Source organism: Sphingomonas sp. RS6 (genome assembly GCF_054489705.1).
On sequence record NZ_JBTMWM010000006.1, the window covers coordinates 110,568 to 129,259 of the forward strand.

The 18,692-nt window shown below is 66.0% G+C and carries 19 protein-coding genes; 14 read left to right on the forward strand and 5 right to left on the reverse strand.

The annotated features are described in order from the left end of the window. Nucleotides 1-45: 45 nt before the first annotated feature. The 3 genes from ACX40Y_RS12660 to ACX40Y_RS12670 all read left to right on the forward strand — a co-directional run bounded on the left by ACX40Y_RS12660 (nt 46) and on the right by ACX40Y_RS12670 (nt 2,052). Entirely contained in the window at nt 46-555 is a 510-nt protein-coding gene (locus tag ACX40Y_RS12660; RefSeq protein WP_459119928.1) for a host attachment family protein, read from the forward strand. Nucleotides 556-1,105: 550 nt separating this feature from the next. After that, nucleotides 1,106-1,564: an RNA polymerase-binding protein DksA gene (dksA, locus tag ACX40Y_RS12665; RefSeq protein ID WP_459119929.1), complete on the forward strand. Its 459-nt coding sequence runs from the start codon at nt 1,106-1,108 to the stop codon at nt 1,562-1,564. Nucleotides 1,565-1,677: 113 nt separating this feature from the next. Further along, a complete protein-coding gene (locus ACX40Y_RS12670; protein WP_459119930.1) occupies nt 1,678-2,052 on the forward strand; it encodes a PilZ domain-containing protein in 375 nt (124 codons plus the stop codon). A 180-nt stretch (nt 2,053-2,232) separates the two neighbouring features. Here the strand turns inward: ACX40Y_RS12670 and ACX40Y_RS12675 are convergent, their stop codons facing one another. After that, on the reverse strand, nt 2,233-2,385 hold the full coding sequence (locus ACX40Y_RS12675) for a YdcH family protein (protein ID WP_459119931.1): 153 nt from the start codon (nt 2,383-2,385) through the stop codon (nt 2,233-2,235). 161 nt (nt 2,386-2,546) lie between these two features. Between ACX40Y_RS12675 and ACX40Y_RS12680 the strand changes: the two genes are divergently transcribed. Both ACX40Y_RS12680 and ACX40Y_RS12685 read left to right on the forward strand, forming a co-directional pair. Then, nucleotides 2,547-2,741, forward strand: a complete 195-nt coding sequence (locus tag ACX40Y_RS12680; RefSeq protein WP_459119932.1) for a DUF465 domain-containing protein — start codon at nt 2,547-2,549, stop codon at nt 2,739-2,741. 85 nt (nt 2,742-2,826) lie between these two features. Beyond that, nucleotides 2,827-3,273 (forward strand): DUF1465 family protein, encoded by a 447-nt coding sequence (locus ACX40Y_RS12685; RefSeq protein WP_459119933.1) that lies wholly within the window; start codon nt 2,827-2,829, stop codon nt 3,271-3,273. 3 nt (nt 3,274-3,276) lie between these two features. Here the strand turns inward: ACX40Y_RS12685 and ACX40Y_RS12690 are convergent, their stop codons facing one another. Further along, nucleotides 3,277-4,221: an NAD(P)H-dependent flavin oxidoreductase gene (locus ACX40Y_RS12690; protein ID WP_459119934.1), complete on the reverse strand. Its 945-nt coding sequence runs from the start codon at nt 4,219-4,221 to the stop codon at nt 3,277-3,279. 218 nt (nt 4,222-4,439) lie between these two features. On the opposite strand from ACX40Y_RS12690, the gene ACX40Y_RS12695 reads away from it, so the two are divergent. Then, complete coding sequence (locus tag ACX40Y_RS12695; protein WP_459119935.1) at nt 4,440-5,048, forward strand: hypothetical protein; 609 nt, start codon at nt 4,440-4,442, stop codon at nt 5,046-5,048. A gap of 9 nt (nt 5,049-5,057) precedes the next feature. Here ACX40Y_RS12695 and ACX40Y_RS12700 read toward each other — a convergent pair whose 3' ends face one another. The 3 genes from ACX40Y_RS12700 to ACX40Y_RS12710 all read right to left on the reverse strand — a co-directional run bounded on the left by ACX40Y_RS12700 (nt 5,058) and on the right by ACX40Y_RS12710 (nt 7,414). Beyond that, entirely contained in the window at nt 5,058-5,582 is a 525-nt protein-coding gene (locus ACX40Y_RS12700; protein WP_459119936.1) for a gamma carbonic anhydrase family protein, read from the reverse strand. A gap of 10 nt (nt 5,583-5,592) precedes the next feature. Beyond that, nucleotides 5,593-5,826 (reverse strand): hypothetical protein, encoded by a 234-nt coding sequence (locus tag ACX40Y_RS12705; protein ID WP_459119937.1) that lies wholly within the window; start codon nt 5,824-5,826, stop codon nt 5,593-5,595. Between the two features lie 124 nt (nt 5,827-5,950). Further along, nucleotides 5,951-7,414 (reverse strand): UxaA family hydrolase, encoded by a 1,464-nt coding sequence (locus ACX40Y_RS12710; protein WP_459119938.1) that lies wholly within the window; start codon nt 7,412-7,414, stop codon nt 5,951-5,953. Between the two features lie 161 nt (nt 7,415-7,575). Between ACX40Y_RS12710 and ACX40Y_RS12715 the strand changes: the two genes are divergently transcribed. From ACX40Y_RS12715 to ACX40Y_RS12750, 8 genes are all read left to right on the forward strand, one after another. Beyond that, nucleotides 7,576-8,460 carry a LysR family transcriptional regulator gene (locus ACX40Y_RS12715; RefSeq protein ID WP_459119939.1) on the forward strand — a complete coding sequence of 295 codons (885 nt, stop codon included), beginning with the start codon at nt 7,576-7,578 and terminating at the stop codon, nt 8,458-8,460. Between the two features lie 79 nt (nt 8,461-8,539). Further along, complete coding sequence (gene dgcN, locus ACX40Y_RS12720) at nt 8,540-9,550, forward strand: N-acetyltransferase DgcN (RefSeq protein ID WP_459119940.1); 1,011 nt, start codon at nt 8,540-8,542, stop codon at nt 9,548-9,550. After that, complete coding sequence (gene dgcA, locus ACX40Y_RS12725) at nt 9,534-10,523, forward strand: N-acetyl-D-Glu racemase DgcA (protein ID WP_459119941.1); 990 nt, start codon at nt 9,534-9,536, stop codon at nt 10,521-10,523. The genes dgcN and dgcA overlap by 17 nt, the downstream gene beginning before the upstream one ends. Next, the gene (locus ACX40Y_RS12730; RefSeq protein WP_459119942.1) at nt 10,520-12,076 is read left to right on the forward strand and encodes an N-acyl-D-amino-acid deacylase family protein; all 1,557 of its coding nucleotides are present in this window, start codon (nt 10,520-10,522) and stop codon (nt 12,074-12,076) included. The genes dgcA and ACX40Y_RS12730 overlap by 4 nt, the downstream gene beginning before the upstream one ends. A gap of 76 nt (nt 12,077-12,152) precedes the next feature. Continuing rightward, the gene (locus tag ACX40Y_RS12735) at nt 12,153-13,433 is read left to right on the forward strand and encodes a dicarboxylate/amino acid:cation symporter (RefSeq protein WP_459119943.1); all 1,281 of its coding nucleotides are present in this window, start codon (nt 12,153-12,155) and stop codon (nt 13,431-13,433) included. 38 nt (nt 13,434-13,471) lie between these two features. Further along, nucleotides 13,472-14,857 carry a D-alanyl-D-alanine carboxypeptidase/D-alanyl-D-alanine endopeptidase gene (gene dacB, locus ACX40Y_RS12740; RefSeq protein ID WP_459119944.1) on the forward strand — a complete coding sequence of 462 codons (1,386 nt, stop codon included), beginning with the start codon at nt 13,472-13,474 and terminating at the stop codon, nt 14,855-14,857. A 155-nt stretch (nt 14,858-15,012) separates the two neighbouring features. Beyond that, complete coding sequence (locus ACX40Y_RS12745; RefSeq protein ID WP_459119945.1) at nt 15,013-15,528, forward strand: GAF domain-containing protein; 516 nt, start codon at nt 15,013-15,015, stop codon at nt 15,526-15,528. A gap of 161 nt (nt 15,529-15,689) precedes the next feature. Further along, entirely contained in the window at nt 15,690-18,638 is a 2,949-nt protein-coding gene (locus tag ACX40Y_RS12750) for a TonB-dependent receptor (protein ID WP_459119946.1), read from the forward strand. Nucleotides 18,639-18,692 lie beyond the last annotated feature (54 nt).

Genomic DNA, 18,692 nt, shown 5'->3' on the forward strand with positions numbered 1-18,692 from the left:
GCCGTCCGTTGAGAAGGAGAATCGACACATGAGAGGAGACGGAAGATGGAAGTCCCGCACGACGCGATGGTTGTGGTCGCAGATGGTCGCAAGATGCTGATGCTGCGGAACGAAGGCGATGCAGAATACCCAAATCTCCAACTGGTGAAAAAGGAGATCCACCCGAACCCGAAGGATTCCGATCAAAAGACCGATGCGGCCGGCGGCGCTTCTTCGACTCAGTCCGGCCCAGGCGCACCGCCGGTCGCGACAGGCGGTTCGATGCATGCCCAGGGCGGCGGCGCCCAGTTCGCCCCGTCGCGCGGCACGATGGCGGAGACCGATTTCCATCAGCTGGAGGAAGACCGGTTCGCGGCCGAGGTGGCAGGTCTGCTGAAGGAGCGGGCGCTCCGCAACGAATTCGAATCGTTGATCATCGTCGCGCCGCCCAAGACGCTGGGCGAGCTTCGCAAGCAGTATCACCAGTCGGTGACGGAGCGCCTGAAGGGCGAGGTCGACAAGGATCTGACCGGCCATACCGTGCCGCAGATCGAGGAGGCGCTGCTCAAGGCGTAAGCGGGGCGCTCCGAAGCTTGGCGGCGCCCTGATCGACGTTCCAGGCAGTCGCCACACGGCATCCGTTATCGCAGGCGGGCGGCGTTGCCCGTTCGCCTGCGCGCCGCCCCGCTCAGGATCATCGGATGCAGCACGCCATCACCTGACGGTGACGTGCGTTATGTTGAAGTCGTTTGCGGCGCTTTCGGACTGGTACTGCCGCCGGCGCGCAACATTGCGTCGCTTGGCGTTAAATCATGAACGGTTTGGCTGGGCGGCGTTTACTTATCGCGGACGTACCCAACAGCAATCTGGATAATGTTCGAATTCGATACATATCGACATCGCAACGATCCGTTCTGCTCGGGTCGTTTGTGCTCTCTGGCGTACTCGCGCGGAAGAATTCTGAGGCGTTGAGCCGAGAGGCTAAATCACACTGTATTACAGGGAATTCACAAAATCGCTCGCAAAGCATTCGCTTGTTAACCGGCGTTCGCGAAAGTATAGGCCCTTGGGGCAATGGCAGTCCGCTGGTGGCTCGTCTCCGGCGACTGGTGTGGAGAGAGTGGGGATGGCTACTGTTTTGGATCGTATCGACGAACCGGGTAAACACGTTCCTTCGGCTGCGAATGACGGCTATCGGCCGAGCGACGACGAACCCTTCATGAACCCGCGGCAGCAGGAATATTTCCGCGCCAAGCTGCACGACTGGAAAGATGCGATCTATCGCGAGTCGGCCGACACGCTCAATCAGCTTCAGACCGATTCGCTGCGGGAGGCGGACCTCACCGATCGCGCATCGAGCGAAACCGACTGGTCGATCGAACTCCGCACGCGCGATCGCCAGCGCAAGCTGATCGCGAAGATCGATGCCGCGCTCCGTCGCATCGATGATGGCGAATATGGCTATTGCGAAGTCACCGGCGAGCCCATTCCGCTTGCGCGGCTTGAGGCCCGTCCTACCGCGACGATGACGGTCGAGGCGCAGGAGCGCCACGAACGCAACGAGAAGATCAGCCGAGAGGAATGACGCCTGGCCCCTCGGCGCCTCGGGGAATTACGGAGGCGCCAAGGGGTTAACGCTTTCGATAAGGATGCTGGTCTATTCACGGTGCCCGTGAGTATACGCTTTTGAGAGCCCGAATGGATCAGCAGTCTTCCGCCCCTTCCTCCACGTTATCGGCATCCGATTTTGCCGGGCAGCGTTCGGACGTGCGCGACAGCCTGTTGCTCACAGCCGCGTTTCGCGTCCACGGCGCCGATGCCGGAACGGTGCGCGTTCGCAACCTGTCGGCTGGCGGGCTGATGGCCGAATATACCGGCCCGATGGCATTGCGGACCCCGGTGGCCGTCGAAGTGCGCGGCGTGGGTTGGGTCAGCGGCAAGGTCGCGTGGGCGGCGGAGGGGCGCGTCGGGGTTGCGTTCGATGCACCGATCGATCCCAAGCTGGCCCGGAAGCCCGTTGGCGGCGGAGCCCAGACCCCGGTCTACGTCAAGCCCATCATCACGCGCCGCTGATCGCGGCGCGCATCCGCGACATTCTCTGACTCACGGGGGTGGCCTAGCGGGGTCGGGCTTCGCAAGCGCGGCCTTGGGCGGCCATCGTCCTTCTTTGCGGTGGCGGTTTGCCGCCGTCTTAAAGGCCGGTCGCGGCTTGGCCAGAACCGCGACCGGTTGAAATTTCTGTGGATGCCGATCCTATCGGTTCATCTCTTCCTTGACGCGCAGCTTCTGCTTCTTCAACTGCGCGAGGACCATCCGGTCGGGAGAGGGGCGCTGCGATTCGGCCGCGATTCGCTTGTCCAGATGCGAATGTTTGGCGCTAAGTGCCGAAAGATGCGCGGTATGCATGGAAGCATTCCTCCTTGAACGGTTACAGGGGGAATCCAATAAAACACGTTTGCGTGCAGATGTCGCGCCTCGAATCATCCCTGATCGACGGGCCGCCGAAAAGTCGCGATAGTTCGTGATGGCGCGGCGGGGTTTCCGCAGCGAAGCGGGGGAGCAGCGTATTGGAAGACAATGAAATTCGCCGCCGGGTCGAGGCGCTCAGATCCGAGCACCGCGATCTGGACGCGGCCATTGCCGCCCTGGCCGAGAGCAGCAACGATCAGCTTCAGATCGCGCGGCTGAAGAAGCGCAAGCTGCGCCTGCGTGATGAAATCTCGTTGCTGGAGGACCAGCTTATCCCCGACATTATCGCCTGAACCCCGTTTTCGGACAGATCCGGCCTGCTTTTGGGCTTTCCGCGAGCACGGTCGCTGTGGCACGTTTTTTCGCATGCAAGGCTCGATGTCGTCCCCGATCCGCCGAAAGCTCGTCGACTCGCTCTATGTCGAGGCCATGGTCCTGGCCGACGAGGCTCGCGGCTATTTCGACCAACTCGGCCGCGACGAACGCGACATGCTCGGCGCGCTCAACCGGGTCGCATTCTCATGCGAATCGTTGAAGGTGACGACACGGCTGATGCACATCATCGCCTGGTTGCTGACGCAGCGCGCCGTCGATGCCGGCGAGATCGAGCCGCATGATGCGCTGTCGCCCTCGCGCCGGCTGGGGGCCGCCCCGGAGACAGACATGAACGCGATGGCCGGAATGCCGGGGCAGGCGGTTTCGATCGTGCAGGCGAGTATCGATCTGTATCGCCGGGTGGCGAGGCTCGATTCGTCGCTCGACGCACAATCGGTGGCGATCAGCCCCGCCCGGCGGATGCTCGATCGACTTTCCAGCGCATTCTGAGCCTCAGCGACAGAGCGCCGCACGCGCCTCGGTATATTGCGCGGCGAGACGGTCGATTCTTGCCCCGGCGGATTCGACCGCGTGGACCGCGCCGATCCCCTGGCCCGATCCCCAGATGTCCTTCCACGCCTTCGCCCCGCCAAAGTCCATCGCGCTGGGATCGCTTACCGGCAGATTGTCAGGATCGAGGCCCGCATTGACGATCGACGCGCGCAGATAATTGCCGTGAACGCCGGTGAACAGGTTTGAATAGACGATGTCGTCCGCCCGGCCGTCGACGATCGCCTGCTTATACGCCTCGGCGGCGTTCGCTTCCTCGGTCGCGATGAAGGGTGAACCGATATAGGCGAGATCGGCGCCCATTGCCTGCGCCGCGAGGATCGCCCGGCCGGTGGCGATCGAGCCCGACAGCGCCACCGGGCCGTCGAACCATTCGCGCACCTCCTGCACCAGCGCGAACGGGCTGAGCCGGCCGGCATGGCCGCCCGCGCCGGCCGCGACGAGGATCAGGCCGTCGGCACCCTTTTCCACCGCCTTGTGTGCGAACTTGTCGTCGATCACGTCGTGGAGCGTGATGCCGCCCCAGCCATGCACTGCGTCGTTCAGTTCGGGCCGGGCGCCGAGCGAGGTGATCACGATCGGCACCTTCCACTTCGCGCAGGTCGCGACATCCTGTTCCAGCCGCGGGTTCGAGCGGTGGACGATCTGGTTGACCGCGAAGGGTGCGGCGGGCCGATCCGGGTTGGCCTGATCCCAGGCCGCCAGTTCTTCGGTGATGCGGTGGAGCCATTCGTCGAGCTGCGCCTGCGGACGCGCATTGAGCGCCGGGAAGGATCCGACGATGCCGGCCTTGCACTGCGCGATCACGAGATCGGGCACCGAGATGATGAACAGCGGCGATCCGATGACGGGAAGCCGCAGGCGATCGAAGAGCGCAGGTAAGGCCATGTCCACGATTTGATAGCGCAAGCGGAACGTCTGTCCAGCGCCGCGCGGGCGACGTTACGGCAGCGCCGCCTGCGCTTTCGCGATTGGCGAAATCGTGCGCCAGCTGCGATCGGCTACTTGCGTTTGCCCCGAGTCGCGGCACAGTGATGCGACATCGATGGGGGGGAACGCGCTTGCGTGGATTGAAACTGGCTGCCGCTGCGGGGTTCCTGCTGACCGTGGCGACGACTGCGACTGCACAGACCGCGAAGGAGGCGGCGCTCGATCCAGACCCCGCCAAGGCGGCCCCGCGCTGTTTCGTCGCATCGACAAAGGTGAGCAGCGGGGACGACCGCGTCGACGCATACGAAGTCGCCGATGCGATGTGGTTCATGATCGAGAAGGCGCGCCTGACGCCCGCGCAGGGCTCGATTATGGCGCAGCTCGGAAACATAGAGTCGCTGGTCACCGGAGACCCGGCGGTTACGGCGGAAAATGCGTCGGCGATCATGGCGTTGTGCGCCACGCGCTGGCCGCGCAGTGCCGGGCATTCCTCGGCAATCGCGCTGCCGGCCGACGCGTTCGATCGCCAGCTGATGTGCCTGGCCGTCAGCAGCATCGTCTATGGTGCGGCCGAATCCGAGGTCGAGACCTATGGCGAGAGCGAGGCGATGCCGGCGCTGAAGGCGATCGTCGATCGTGTGAGCGCTTCCCTGACTGACGACGAACTCGCCCGGCACGGAATCAAGAATGACGAGGAAATGCTGATCCGGTTCGGCGCGGCGCTGGGCAATGCGGTGCAGTTGGGCAATCTGAACAGCGTGATCCGCGCCTGTTCGGCGGATTAGCGGCGCGGCTCAGCCGATCTGTTCGAGCTGCGCGGCATAGTCCCGCTGCTTCGCCGCGTAGAGCGCCGCACTGGCGGCGAGCATTGCCTTTTGCGCGTCGTCCAGCGGCCGGACGGCGCGCGCCGGGCTGCCGACGATCAGATGCCCCGGGGGAAATTCCTTGCCTTCGGTGACGAGCGCGCCTGCGCCGACCAGGCAATCATCGCCGATGACGGCATGGTTCAGAATGATCGCACCCATGCCGATCAGCGTTCGATTGCCGATGGTGCAGCCGTGCAGCACCGCGCGGTGGCCCACGGTGACTTCGTTGCCCAGCGTGAGCGGTGCGCCTGGATCCGAATGGAGCGTCGCGCCTTCCTGGACATTGGTGCCTGCGCCGATGATGATCGGGGTGTTGTCGGCACGGATCACTGCACCGAACCAGATGCTGGCGCGATCACCCAACCGGACGTCGGCAATCAGATCCGCGCTTGGCGCGACCCAGCACTCGGCGCCGATTTGCGGGCGCTTTCCGGCAAATTCGTAGAGCGGCACTGCGTGGGGATCAGAAAATCGGGGCGGAGAACGCAGGCGGAAGTGGCATCTGAACGCCCATTGCCAGCGCCAGCCCGAGCGCACCCATCAGGATGGCGAGCGTCGACGAAAGCGAGAACAGGCCCCAGCCGGCCATCGTGACGATTGGCAGCGTCTGCCGGCCCGATCGGCGGTTGCGCTGCATCGTCATGAGCACGAACATCGTCGCGACCGCATAGATGAAAATGAAGAACTGGATCGCCATGTCGCACCTGATTTCTCGGACGCAACAACGGTTAACGCGCACAGGTTAACGCTTCAATGCCGGGAAAGTGCGGATCACCGCGTCGCACGCCGCGTCCGTCGCACGGCGCGGAACATTCGCTTTGTTAAAGCGTAACGCCGCGCTTCCAGATTGCGATTTCCCGCTCGCCATTTCGTTCAGCCGCAGTGGGCTGGCCGGAAGCGACCGCGACGATCGTGTCGAGCAGTGCCGAGGCGGCGGTTTCGATACCCTGATCGAGCACCCGCCCGGCATCGAAGTCGATCCAGCTGGGCTTGCGTTGGGCAAGGTCGCTGTTGGACGCGATCTTGATCGTTGGGACGGGAAAGCCGAGCGGGGTGCCGCGACCGGTGGTGAACAGGATGGCCGTGGCGCCGGCCGCCGCAAGCGCGGTGGACGAGACCGCATCGTTCCCCGGCGCCTCCAGAAGCGTCAGGCCGGCGCGCCGAACGCGCTCGCCATAGCCAAGCACATCGGTGATGGTCGCATGGCCGGCCTTTTGCACCGCGCCGAGCGACTTTTCCTCTAGCGTCGTGATCCCGCCGGCGATGTTCCCGGGGGATGGGTTTTCGGACACCGGCTCGCCGTGGCGGGTGAAATAGGCCTTGAAGTCGTTGACCAGCGCAACAACGCGATCGAATACCGCCTGATCGCTGGCGCGTGCCATCAGCAGTTGTTCGGCGCCGAAGATTTCCGGGATTTCGGTCAGCACCGCCGCGCCGCCGGCGGCGGTAATGCGGTCGCTCATGCGGCCGACCAGCGGATTGGCGGTCAGCCCGGAAAAGCCGTCCGATCCGCCGCACTTGACCCCCAGCACCAGCGACGAGAGCGGGACAGGCTCGCGTTGCGCGCGTTCGGCGACGCCGACCAGTTCCCCAACCAGCGCGAGCCCTTCGCCCAGCTCGTCAGCGGCCTGCTGCGCACCGAGCGCGCGGAGATTGGGATGATCGACTCCAGCCAACATCGCCGACAACTGGTTCGACTCACACCCCAGCCCGACCAGCAGGACGCCGCCGGCATTGGGGTGATTGGCCAGCGCAGTGAGGATCGCGCGCGTGCCGTCGAGATCCTCGCCAAGCTGCGAACAGCCGAAAGGGTGACAGAAGGCATGGATGCCATCGACCCGCCCGGCAAAATGAACGGCTGCGCCGGCAGCGATCTTTTCCGCCGTCCGGCCGACGCAGCCGACCGTCGGAAGGACCCAGATCTCGTTGCGCGTGCCGACCCGGCCATCGGCGCGGCGATAGCCGAGAAAGCCGGGACCGTCGAACATGGCCGGGGCAGCGGATGACGGGGCGTACCGATAGCTGCCGCTCGTCTCCAGCGCGGTAGCAACGTTGTGCGTGTGGACATGTTCGCCCGGCGCGATGTTGCGGATCGCGCGACCGATCGGGAAGCCGAACTTGTGGACCGGATCGCCTGCGCGGATCGGGCGCAGCGCCACCTTGTGGCCCTTCGCGACCGGCGCCGCCACCGTGACCCCAAGCAACGCCTCGCCAGCGGCCAGGTCGCGCAGCGCTGTCGCGACTGCGTCGCTCGGGTCGATCTGGAAAAGCGCAGGGATCGTCATGGCTTGTGGCCCATAAATGCGTCCGCGGGCACGCGCCCGCAGCGGCGTGTAGCGATCGCTGCCCTGCTTTGCAAAATGCCTGCCGTGGCATGAGGGGCGATGGACGCTTGCGGGCTGCGGCACAGGCTATAAACTTCGTGCATGTCACAGTGTCTCCACCGATGAACCTGCGCCACATCGAAATCTTTCACGCCGTCTATGTGAACGGTTCGGTCAGCGGTGCTGCGCGCGCGCTCAACGTGTCGCAGCCATCGGTGTCGAAGATGCTGCGCCATGCCGAATCGCTGCTGGGATTTCCGCTGTTCGATCGCACCAACGGCCGGCTGGTCCCGACCGAGGACGCACACATGCTGTTCAGCGAAGTGAGCGAGATTCAGGATCGCGTCTATGCCCTTCGTGAAGCGGGGCGCAATCTTAAGCGCGGTGCCGGGCAGATGCTGCGGATATCGGCGTTGCCGTCGCTGGCACTGGCGGCGTTGCCCACCGCGGTGGCACAATTTCTGCGCAGCCATGCCGATGTGAAATTCGATCTGCAAACCGTTCACCACGACGATCTGCTGCGCAAGCTCTATGAGCGTGAAACCGATATCGCCATCGCCTACGAAGTACCGCCCACCGCGCCTCTCGGGCATCGGTGGCTGGGGGAGGGTGAATTGGTCGTGCTCTACCGCGAGGCGGACATGCCCAACGCGCCGCCGCGGATCGCACTGGAACAGCTTCGCGACGCAAAGTTCATCAGCCTGGCCGCCAGCGGACCGATCGGTCAGCTATTCACCCAGGAGTTGCAGCGCGCCGGCGTCTCGCTCGACGAGGTCATCTCCGCGCGGACATTCTATATCGCCACCGCACTCGTGGCGCATGGCGTTGGCCTGACGGTGGTCGACAGCTTCACGGCGCAGGCATCGCTCGCGCCGGGCCTGTCGATGCGCCCGCTCAAGCCGCCCGTTACCTTCGACGTCCATGCGATGTTCCTGCTGAACCGCCCGCCGACCGCGCTCGCCACCGAATTCCTGAAGGGGATGGCGCGGGTGATCGACGAACCATGAATCCATAGCTCGCGGCTATGCCGCACCGGGCGGATTGCTATGGCGAAGCCACGGCATCGCGTCCTAGCGTCGACGCACGATGATCCCAGCGCCCTATCTGCTCTATCTCGGCCATTCGACCGACTTTGCCGGCATCAAGACCTCGCGGGGGCTTGCCGAGTTCCGGCCCGACGACTGCGTCGGCGAGTTTCGCCATGACGATTGCCCGCTGACACTGGGGCTCGATCGGCTTTCGATCGCGGACGGTGCGGGCCGGGGCGCGCGGACGATGGTGCTGGGCATCGCCAATTCCGGGGGCACGCTGGGCGATGCGCTGATCGCCGATGCGGCGGCGGCGCTGGAGGCGGGCATGCACGTTGCCGCCGGGCTCCACCAACGGCTGCGCGACGTGCCCCGGCTGGCCGCGCTGGCGGCGGAAAAGGGACTGCACTTGTTCGACGTGCGCGAGCCGCCGGCGGACCTGCCGGTTGGTAGCGGACGGCCACGCGCCGGACGGCGGCTGCTGACCGTCGGCACCGACTGTTCGGTCGGCAAGATGTACACGACGATCGCGCTCGTCCGGGGCCTTCGCGAACGTGGGGCCACGGCAGATTTCCGCGCGACGGGGCAGACCGGCATCCTGATCGCGGGTGCGGGCATGCCGATCGACGCGGTGGTGGCGGACTTCATTTCGGGCGCGGTCGAGCAACTGGCGCCGGCACGCGATGACGGTGGCTGGGACGTGATCGAGGGGCAGGGCTCGCTCTACCACCCTTCCTTTGCGGGCGTGTCGCTTGGCCTGCTCCACGGCGCGCAGCCCGAAGCGATCGTGATGTGCCACGATCCGGTGCGCAAGGACATGCGGGGGATCGAAGGCCGGGCGCTCCCCGATCTGGGCGAATGCCTGGCGCGAAACCTGGAGCTTGCCCGGCTGACCAGCCCGGCGGTGCGGGCGGTGGGGATCGCGCTCAACACCTCGCGGCTGGAGCGGGCGGCCGCCGAGCGGCTCTGTGCGGAGACCGAGGACCGGCTGGGGCTGCCTTGCACCGACCCGATGGCGTTCGGCGTCGCGCCGATCCTCGACCGGTTGCTTGATGCTGCGCACGCTTGACGCGCGCCACGAGCGGTTTCCGCTCGCCCGGCCGTTCCGCATTTCGCGGGGGGAAAAGACGCAGGCCGATGTGGTGACGGTCACGATCCGCGACGGCGGCATGGCGGGGCGGGGCGAGGGCGTGCCCTATCCCCGCTATGGCGAGAGCGTCGAAAGCACGCTGGCGACGATCGAAGCGGTCCGCAGCGCGGTCGAGGGCGGGGTCAGCCGGCGCGAGTTGCTGGGGCTGATGCCGCTTGGCGCGGCGCGCAACGCGGTCGACTGCGCGCTCTGGGATCTGGAGGCGAAGCTGCGCGGCCATTCGGTCGCGACGCTGATCGACGCGCCCGAGCCGCGCGGCATGGCCAGCGCGCTGACCATCGGCATCGATACGCCCTTCGCCATGGCAGCGGCTGCGCGACAGGTGGCGAAGGCGCCGCTGCTGAAGGTGAAGGTCGATGCGACGATCCCCGACGCCCAGATCCGGGCGGTGCGCGGGGCGGCGCCGGGCGCGCAGTTGATCGTCGACCCCAATGAAAGCTGGGACGAGCGGCTGTTGCGCGCGATGGAGCCGATCTTGATCGAGTGTGGCGTGGCGCTGCTCGAACAGCCGGTGCCGGCCGGCGAGGATGGTTGGCTGGAGGGCTTTGCATCGCCCGTGCCGATCTGCGCCGACGAGGCGGTGCATGTCGCCGCCGACCTGCCCCGGATCGTCGGCCGCTACAGCCATGTGAACATCAAGCTCGACAAGGCGGGTGGGTTGACTGCCGCGCTCGACCTGGCCGAGGCGGCGGCCGCGCAGGGGCTGGGACTGATGACCGGCTGCATGATCTGCACGTCGCTGTCGATCGCGCCAGCTTTGCATGTCGCGCGGCGAAGCGCGTTCGTCGACCTTGACGGGCCGCTCTGGCTTGCCGAGGATCGGCCGGGCGGGGTGCAGGACGCGGAGGGCTATCTGCTTCCGCCGCAATCGGGATTCTGGGGATCGGCATGAAGATCGGGTTGCTGCTGGGCGTGGCGCTATTGGGTCTGGGCGCGACGCCAGCGCCGGAGCAGGTCGACCTGCTGATCCGGGGCGGGACCGTCTATCCGGGCGGCGCGGCACCCTTTGCCGGCGATGTCGCGATACGCGGGGACCGCATCGTCGCGGTGGGGCCGCATCTGACGGTGCGGGCGAAGCGGACGGTCGATGCGCGTGGCATGATCGTCGCGCCCGGTTTCATCGACCCGCACACCCATATGGGCGACGACCTTGCCTCGGCCGATCCGGCGGTACGGCTGATCTCGGCCTTTCTGATGCAGGGTGTGACCACGGCCTTTATCGGCAATGACGGCGGCGGCGATCCCGATGTCGCGCGCGTGCTGGGCAGTGCGGCGACGAAGCCGGTGGGCATCAACTATGCGGTCTATGTCGGCTTCGGCGCGGTGCGCGAGAAGGTGATCGGCATGGCCGACCGGGCGCCGACGCCGGAGGAACTGGCGCAGGAAAAGGCGCTGGTCGCGGACGCGATGTGCCACGGCGCGCTGGGGCTTTCGACCGGGCTGTTCTACGCGCCGCAGAGTTTCTCCAAAACCGACGAAGTGGTTGCGCTGGCGGCAGAGGCGGGGAAGCGCGGCGGCGTCTATGACAGCCATATCCGCGACGAGAGCAGCTATACGGTCGGCCTGGCGGCGGCGATCGACGAACTGCTGGACATCGGCCGCGAGGCGCAGCTGCCGGTGCATATCAGCCATATCAAGGCGCTGGGCGTCGATGTGCAGGGCATGGCGCCGGCGATCATCGCCAGGGTGAATGCGGCCCGCGCCGCCGGGCTGAACGTGACGGCGGATCAATATCCCTGGTCGGCCAGCGGGACCAGTCTGGTCGCCTCGCTGATGCCGATCTGGGCACAGGATGGCGGGCGGCCGGCGCTGCTGAAACGCTTCGACGATCCCGCGCTGGCGACAAAGCTGCGCGCCGGCATTGCCGAGAATCTACGCAAGCGCGGCGGCGCCGACAAGCTGTTGATCGTCGAGGGGCGCTATCGCAACCAGACGCTGGCGGCGGTGGCGAAGACGATGGGCAAGGATGCCGTCGATGCCGCGATCGCGGTGATCCGCATCGCCGATCCGGGCGTGGTCTCGTTCAACCAGAGCGAGGCGGACATCGCCGCCTTCATGGCGCAGCCCTGGGTGATGACAGGTTCGGATGCTTCGGGCGGGCACCCGCGCGTCTATGGCAGCTTCGCGCGCAAATATGCGAAGTATGTCGTGGCGGAAAAGGTGCTCACGCTCCGCCAGTTCATCGACCGCAGCAGCGCGCTTCCCGCCGAAAGGTTCGGGCTGACGGACAGGGGGCATCTCCGCCCAGGGGCGTTGGCGGACGTGGTGGTGTTCGACCCCGAAAGCTATGCGTCGCGCGCGACATACGAGGAGCCCAAGCTGCTGGCGGCGGGCGTGCGGACGGTGCTGGTGAACGGCGTGGTGGCGGTCGATCAGGGTCGGATGACGGGGAAGGCGGGCGGACGGGCGCTGCCGCATATGCCGACGGCGGGGACATGCGGGTGACGAGGCTGGGCGTGTCACCCTCACCTTTCCGGCGCTGCGCGCCTCCCTCCCTCTCCCTTGAAAGGGAGAGGGAAGGGTGCAACCGCCGCAAGCGGTGGGAAGGGTGAGCGCGCTGCTCCGCCGCTGGTTCGCCGTTCCGCTGTGGCAGCGCGTGCTTGCGGCGCTGTTGCTTGGCCTCGCCTTCGGGATCGCCTGGCCCACTGCGGCGCCGAAGCTGATGTTCCTCGGCGACCTGTTCGTCCGGGCGATCCGGATGCTGGTGGCGCCGATCGTGCTGGTGACGATCGCCGCCGGCATCACGGCGCTCGCCGATCCCAAAAGGCTGGGCGGGCTGGGCGGACGGACCATCGGGCTGTTCGCGCTGACCACCGCCATCGCCGTGTCGGTGGGAATACTGGTCGCGGTGCTGGTACAGCCCGGCCTCGGTGCCCCGCTCGGCAGTGCGGCGCCGCACGCGCTGGGTACGCCGGTGACCCCCTATGACCAGTTGATCGGCATCGTTCCGCTAAACATCGTCGAAGCGCTGGCAAAGGGCGACATGCTCGCGCTGATCTTCGTCGCGATCCTCACCGGCTGCGGGACGGTGGTGGCGGGCGAGGCGGGTGAACCGTTCGCGGCGCTGCTCCAGTCACTCTCGGCGGTGCTGCTGCGCATCGTCGGGATCGTGATGGAGGCGACCCCGTTCGGCGTGTTCGCGCTGATCGCCAACGCCATTGCCCAGCACGGCGCGGCGGTGTTCGTCCATGTCGGCTGGCTTGCGCTGGCGGTGGTGCTGGGATCGTTGCTGCAGATGGTAGTGGTCCACAGCCTGATGTTGCGGCTGATCGCGCGGCTGCCGGTGCTCCCCTTCTTCCGCGGCATCCTCGATGCGCTGGTCGTCGCCTTTTCCACCGCCTCCAGCTCGGCGACCCTGCCGGTGGCGATGCGGGTGGCGGAGCGCAACCTGGGCGTGGGGCGGCCGATCTTTTCGACCGTGCTGCCGCTCGGCGCGAGCATCGGCAAGGACGGCACGGCGATGTATGTCGGCCTGCTCAGCATGTTCGCGCTGCAGGCGTTCGGCGTGCCGCTGACCCTGCCCGTCTATGGGCTGGTGCTGCTGACCGGCGCGCTGGCGGCGTTCGGCACCGCGCCGGTGCCGTCGGCCTCGCTTTTCATGCTCGCGGCGGTGCTGTCGGCGGTGGGCGTCGCGCCCGAGCAAACCGCGCTGGTGGTCGGGTTCGTGCTGCCGTTCGACCGGCTGCTCGACATGACCCGCACCGTGCCCAGCGCCTCGGCGAACCTGGCGGTCGCCACCTGTGTCGCGCGGATGGAGGGGGAACTGGACGAAGCCGTCTATCGTGGAGCCGATGCAGCATGAGGCTTTTGCTGGTTTTTGCTGCACTATGCTGCACACCGGTGGCGCAGGCCCAGTCGGCGCTCCAGCAGCAGGTGGAGGCGAAGCTCGCCGAAGCCGGACCGGGCCTCCGGTTCGGCCTGGTCGTGGTCGATGAGCAGGGGCGTGAAATCGCCGCGATCAACCCCGACCAGCGCTTCATCCCGGCATCGAACACCAAGATGTTCACCACCGCCGCCGCCTATGCGACGCTGCCGGTCGATGCCCCCGACGCTACTGGCGGCGCGGCGGTGCGGATGGAGGGGCGCGACGTGGTGCTGGAGGGGCATGGCGATGCCCGGCTGTCGAGCGCCGACGATTGCGTGACCGATTGCCTGGCGACGCTCGCCGATGCGGTTGCGGCGAAGACCCGCCGGGTGCGCGACGTGATCGGCGACGACACCGCCTTTCCCGACGAGCGTTGGAGTTCCGGCATGAGCTGGAACAACATCCCGACCCGGTCGGGCACCGGCATTTCCGCCCTGACGCTTGACGACAACGAACTGGTGATCCGGGTGATACCCGGCGCCCCCGGAAAGGCGCCGCGCATCGAGGCGCCGGCCTACCTCCCGATCGAGAACCGGGCCACCAGCGTTGCCACGGGCGCGACGGGCCTCGGCTATGACCGGCTGCCGCTCGAACGCCGGCTGCGGATCACCGGCTCGGTTGCGGCGGGGAGTGCGCCGGTCACGCTGGTGACGGGGATCGACGATCCCGCCGACTATGCGGCGTGGCGGCTGAAGGCGATGCTGGTCGCGCGCGGCGTGAAGGTGGAAGGCACGGTCCGCGTGCGGCATCGCCTGCTGTCACCTAGCGACGATCCGGCGCTGCGCGGCGAGGCGCCGGTGGTGCAGCCGGCCGCGCTCCCGGTGCTCGCGCGCCTGGCGCCGCCGCCGCTGGCCGAAGACATCACGCACACCAACAAGGTCAGCCAGAACCTCCATGCCGAATTGCTGCTGCGGCGGGTGAGTGTTGCGCATGGCAGCGGATCGGTGGCGGACGGACAGGCGGTGGTCTCGGCCATGCTGGCGGGCGCCGGGCTGCCGGACTGGGCGTTCAGCTTTTCGGACGGATCGGGCATGTCGACCTATAACCGCATCACCCCGCGCGGCGCGGTGGCGCTGCTGCGATGGGTGGCGGGGCAGCGCTGGGGTGCCGCATGGCGGGCGACGCTCCCCATCGGCGGCGTCGACGGCACGTTGGCGCGTCGCTTCAAGGGCACGGCGCTGGAAGGGCGCATCTTCGCCAAAACCGGCTCGCTGAACGGCACCAGTGCGCTCGCCGGCGAGTTCGTCGGCGCCAGCGGCAAGCGGCTGTTCTTCGCCTTCTACGCGAACGATGTGCCCGCCGATCGATCGGTCCGCCCGCTGATGGATTCGGTGCTTGAAATGGTGGCGTCGGCCCGCTGAAGGGCGCTAGGTAGTTGTACGTAGCGGCCGATATCCGATGCCCCTATTGGGCGCATGTTAACCCCGATCGCCCAGACATCCCCCTGGAAACCAAGGAGGAAGATGGTGGTCGCGCGCCGGGCAATAGCCGCATCGATCGGGCAGGGGGACGGCGAATGACCGTCCACTTCCTGAACGCGTTACGTCGACCCCGCGGCGCGGCAGCGCGCCAGCGCGCGATCGACGCGCTGGTGCCGGTCGCGGGCGATGAGCCAGCGCTGATCGAACTGCTCGATGCCGTCCGTTCGGTCCTGGCAACGCCGGCCGCGCTGCTCGTTCTCGCCGACGGCGCAGGGATGCGCGTGGCCGCCGCATCCGGCGCGGCCGTTGGCGCGATGGCGGCCGCGGTCGCGCTGTGCGGCCACACGCTTGCCGCACCCGATGGCATGCTATGCGTGCCCGATCTGCGTCGCGAACCCCGCTTCTGCGATGACCCGGCGGTGATGGCGCCGGCCGGCCCCGTCTATTTCGCCGGGGTGGGCCTGTTCAGCGGAACCCACGGCGTCGGCGCATTGTGCGGAATCGATTCGCACGCACATGGCCCGATCTCCTTCGGCCAGCGCGGGATGCTCGAAAAGCTCGCCTTGACCACGGCGATCGAACTGGGTGCGGCGCCTCCGACACGGGTGTGATCCGAACACCACAGTCCGGGATTGTTCGTACGGCGCCCGTGCGCATTATCGCGGATAGTCATTGACAGGGGCATGGTCACCGCTCTTTTAACCCTTTGTTAATCGCCGGTTTCGTTTCGGAAGCGATGTAACCGGTTACAACGCGTAGGGGAGAGTATTCCGTGCTCAACACAAAGATTTTGCGCGCACGCCTCGCGGCGGCGACGATGTTGGCCAGTGGCGCGCTGCTGCTGCCGGCGCAGGTCCATGCCCAGGTGACCACCGGTAGTCTGCGCGGGCAAGTGACCGCAGCAGACGGCACCGCTGCGGCGGGTGCCCAGGTCATGGCGCGCAGCACCGGCACCAACCAGACCTTTCGTGCCACCACCGATGCGAGCGGCATGTACACGCTCAGCGGCATTCGTCCCGGCGCCTATGAGGTGACGGCGACCGTTGGCGGCGAAACGACGAGCCAGTTCGTTCAGGTGGCGATCGGCCAGTCGGCGAGCCTCGATCTGTCGCTCGCGGCTGCGGGCACGCCCGCGGAGATCGCCGCCGGCAACGAGATCGTCGTGACGGGCAGTCGCCTCAACGAGACGCGCACGAGCGAAGTGGCCACCAACGTCAGCCGCGAGCAGATCGAGCGCCTGCCGCAGACCGACCGCAACTTCCTGTCCTTCGCCGCGCTGGCGCCGGGCGTGCGGTACATCGATTCGGAAACGGACAAGGGTTTCCGCTCTGGCGCGTCGACGGCTAGCCAGGTCAATGTCTTCATCGACGGCGTCAGCCTGAAGAACAAGCTGCGCGAAGGCGGCGTTGCCGGCCAGCAGAACAGCCGCGGCAATCCGTTCGGCCAGTTGGCCGTGCAGGAATTCCGCGTCCTTACGCAGAACTACAAGGCCGAGTATGAGCAGGCTGGTTCGGCGATCATCACCTCGGTCACCAAATCGGGCACGAACGAGTTCCACGGCGAGGCCTTTGCCCAGTACACGGACCGCGGGCTGACGGAGAAGAGCTTCATCGACAAGCGCGACGGAAATGCCAAGCCGGCGTTCGAGCGGAAGCAATATGGCGCATCGCTGGGTGGGCCGATCATCAAGGACCGCCTGTTCTTCTTCGCCGCTTATGAAGGCAACGACCAGGATCGCGCGTTCAACGTCAAGAGCAGCGGTTCGGCCGCGCAGATCGCTGCGTTCGAGCAGGCCTCGGGACGCAGAATCTCGGAATTCGAGGGGGCGTTCGTCAGCCCGTTCCGCGGCGACTTTTACTTCGGCAAGCTGACGCTGACGCCGGATGATCGTCAGACGTTCGATGTTTCGTTCAGCCGTCGCCAGGAGACCGATATCCAGGGCTTCGGCGGTAACACGTCATACGAATATGCCGAGAACAAGCGCAACAAGGTCGATACCTATCTCTTCAAGTGGACCTATAACGGCGATAATTTCATCAACGAGTTCAATGCGAACTATTTGAACTACGAGTTCAATCCGACGTCTATCAATCCTGATCTGCCCTCGTACGAATATGCCGGTGTGATTCTGTTCGGCGGCAAGGATTCGACGCGCCGGGAGCTGCAGCAAGGCTACACGATTCGCGACGACTTCACGTTCAGCGGGATCGACCGCCACGTTTTCAAGGCGGGCGTGCGGGTCGAGGTGACTGACATCGAGTTCGCCAACAACGCCTATATCCAGCCAAAATACACGTTCCGGCAGGAGCCGAACAACAATCTGGACTTCACCTTCCCGGCGGAGGCGCGGCTCGGCCTCGGCAACGGGCGAATCCTGGCGTCTGACACCCAGATCGGCCTTTATCTGCAGGACGATTGGGACGTCACCGATCGGCTTCAGCTGAACCTTGGCGTGCGATGGGATTATGAAACCAACGGTTTCAACAACGACTATGTGACGCCGCCTGCGGCGGCGGCGACGCTGCGCGCACTGCCCACGACGAGTTACTTCAATCCCGAGGATTACATCACCGATGGGACCGATCGTTCGCCCTTCGCCGGAGCGATCGCGCCACGTTTCGGCTTTTCCTGGGACATCAAGGGCGACCGCTCGACCGTGATCTTCGGCGGCGCCGGCCGCTATTATGACCGCAATAATTTCAACAACACGGTCGACGAGCTTTCCCGTACGATCAATCCAATCGGGGTTTTCCGCTTCTCCACCGATGGCAGCCCGCGCAACGGACTGCCCACGGTTCAGTGGAATCCGTCCTACGGCACGCGCGAGGGGCTGCTGGCGCTGATCGATTCCAATCCGCAGGTTGGCCTGCCGGAGTTGTTTGCGGTCAAGAACGACGCGAAGCCGCCGGTGAATGATCAGTTCAGCATCGGCGTGCGGCAGCGGATCGGGATGTTCGAAGCGTCGCTTTCCGGTTCGTACCAGCGCGGCCGTAACGGCTATACCAACCTGTTCGCCACGCGCCGGGACAACGGGACTGGCGGATGTTGCGACACCGCTCCCGCGGTCGCCAATGGCTATTCCAACGTGCTGATCGGCTATGACGGGCTAGACACCCGCTACAAGGCGATCTTCTTCACGCTCGACAAGAACTACACCCGTGCCTCCGGCTGGGGCCTGAACATCGCCTATACCTTCGGCAAGGCCGAGCAGAATGGCGGCGATCTGTTCAGCCTCGATGCGGTGACGCCGGACGATTATGGCTGGCGTCCGACGGCCGGCGATGAACGCCATCGCGTCACCATTTCCGGGATGGTCGATCTGCCGCTCGGCTTCCAGTTCTCGACGCTCAGCACGTTCGGCAGCGGTGCCGCCTATCAGGTGGTCGACAGCACCAATGGCGCATCTTCGGGCTTCAACCGCTTCACGGCGGCCTATCCGGAAAAGAACTGCATCAGCGGTCTGTTCGCCTTCTGCGAGGTCAACCTGACGCTCGCCAATCGCGTGAGGATTGCCGGCAACCATCAGGTCGAACTGGCGGTCGACGTACTCAACGCGTTCAACAACAAGAATTTCACGGGCTTCGACAGCGGATTCAACAACCAGATCAATCCCGACACGGGAGAGGTCGTCGATCCGCTGCGCCCGGCGAATGGCACGACGGCTTCGGGTCTATTGACCCTGCCGCGCCGCATCCAGTTCCGGGTCGGCTATCGTTTCTGATCCGGCGCCGGCGCCGACGACCAAAAGAAAAGGGGGGCTGCGGCCCCCCTTTTT

Coding starts and splice junctions, on each gene's coding strand:
- ACX40Y_RS12660 (WP_459119928.1), top strand. CDS start 46: ATGGAAGTCCCGCACGACGCGATGGTTGTGGTCGCAGATGGTCGCAAG.
- dksA (WP_459119929.1), top strand. CDS start 1,106: ATGGCTACTGTTTTGGATCGTATCGACGAACCGGGTAAACACGTTCCT.
- ACX40Y_RS12670 (WP_459119930.1), top strand. CDS start 1,678: ATGGATCAGCAGTCTTCCGCCCCTTCCTCCACGTTATCGGCATCCGAT.
- ACX40Y_RS12675 (WP_459119931.1), bottom strand. CDS start 2,385: ATGCATACCGCGCATCTTTCGGCACTTAGCGCCAAACATTCGCATCTG.
- ACX40Y_RS12685 (WP_459119933.1), top strand. CDS start 2,827: ATGTCGTCCCCGATCCGCCGAAAGCTCGTCGACTCGCTCTATGTCGAG.
- ACX40Y_RS12690 (WP_459119934.1), bottom strand. CDS start 4,221: ATGGCCTTACCTGCGCTCTTCGATCGCCTGCGGCTTCCCGTCATCGGA.
- ACX40Y_RS12705 (WP_459119937.1), bottom strand. CDS start 5,826: ATGGCGATCCAGTTCTTCATTTTCATCTATGCGGTCGCGACGATGTTC.
- ACX40Y_RS12710 (WP_459119938.1), bottom strand. CDS start 7,414: ATGACGATCCCTGCGCTTTTCCAGATCGACCCGAGCGACGCAGTCGCG.
- ACX40Y_RS12715 (WP_459119939.1), top strand. CDS start 7,576: ATGAACCTGCGCCACATCGAAATCTTTCACGCCGTCTATGTGAACGGT.
- dgcN (WP_459119940.1), top strand. CDS start 8,540: ATGATCCCAGCGCCCTATCTGCTCTATCTCGGCCATTCGACCGACTTT.
- dgcA (WP_459119941.1), top strand. CDS start 9,534: ATGCTGCGCACGCTTGACGCGCGCCACGAGCGGTTTCCGCTCGCCCGG.
- ACX40Y_RS12730 (WP_459119942.1), top strand. CDS start 10,520: ATGAAGATCGGGTTGCTGCTGGGCGTGGCGCTATTGGGTCTGGGCGCG.
- ACX40Y_RS12745 (WP_459119945.1), top strand. CDS start 15,013: ATGACCGTCCACTTCCTGAACGCGTTACGTCGACCCCGCGGCGCGGCA.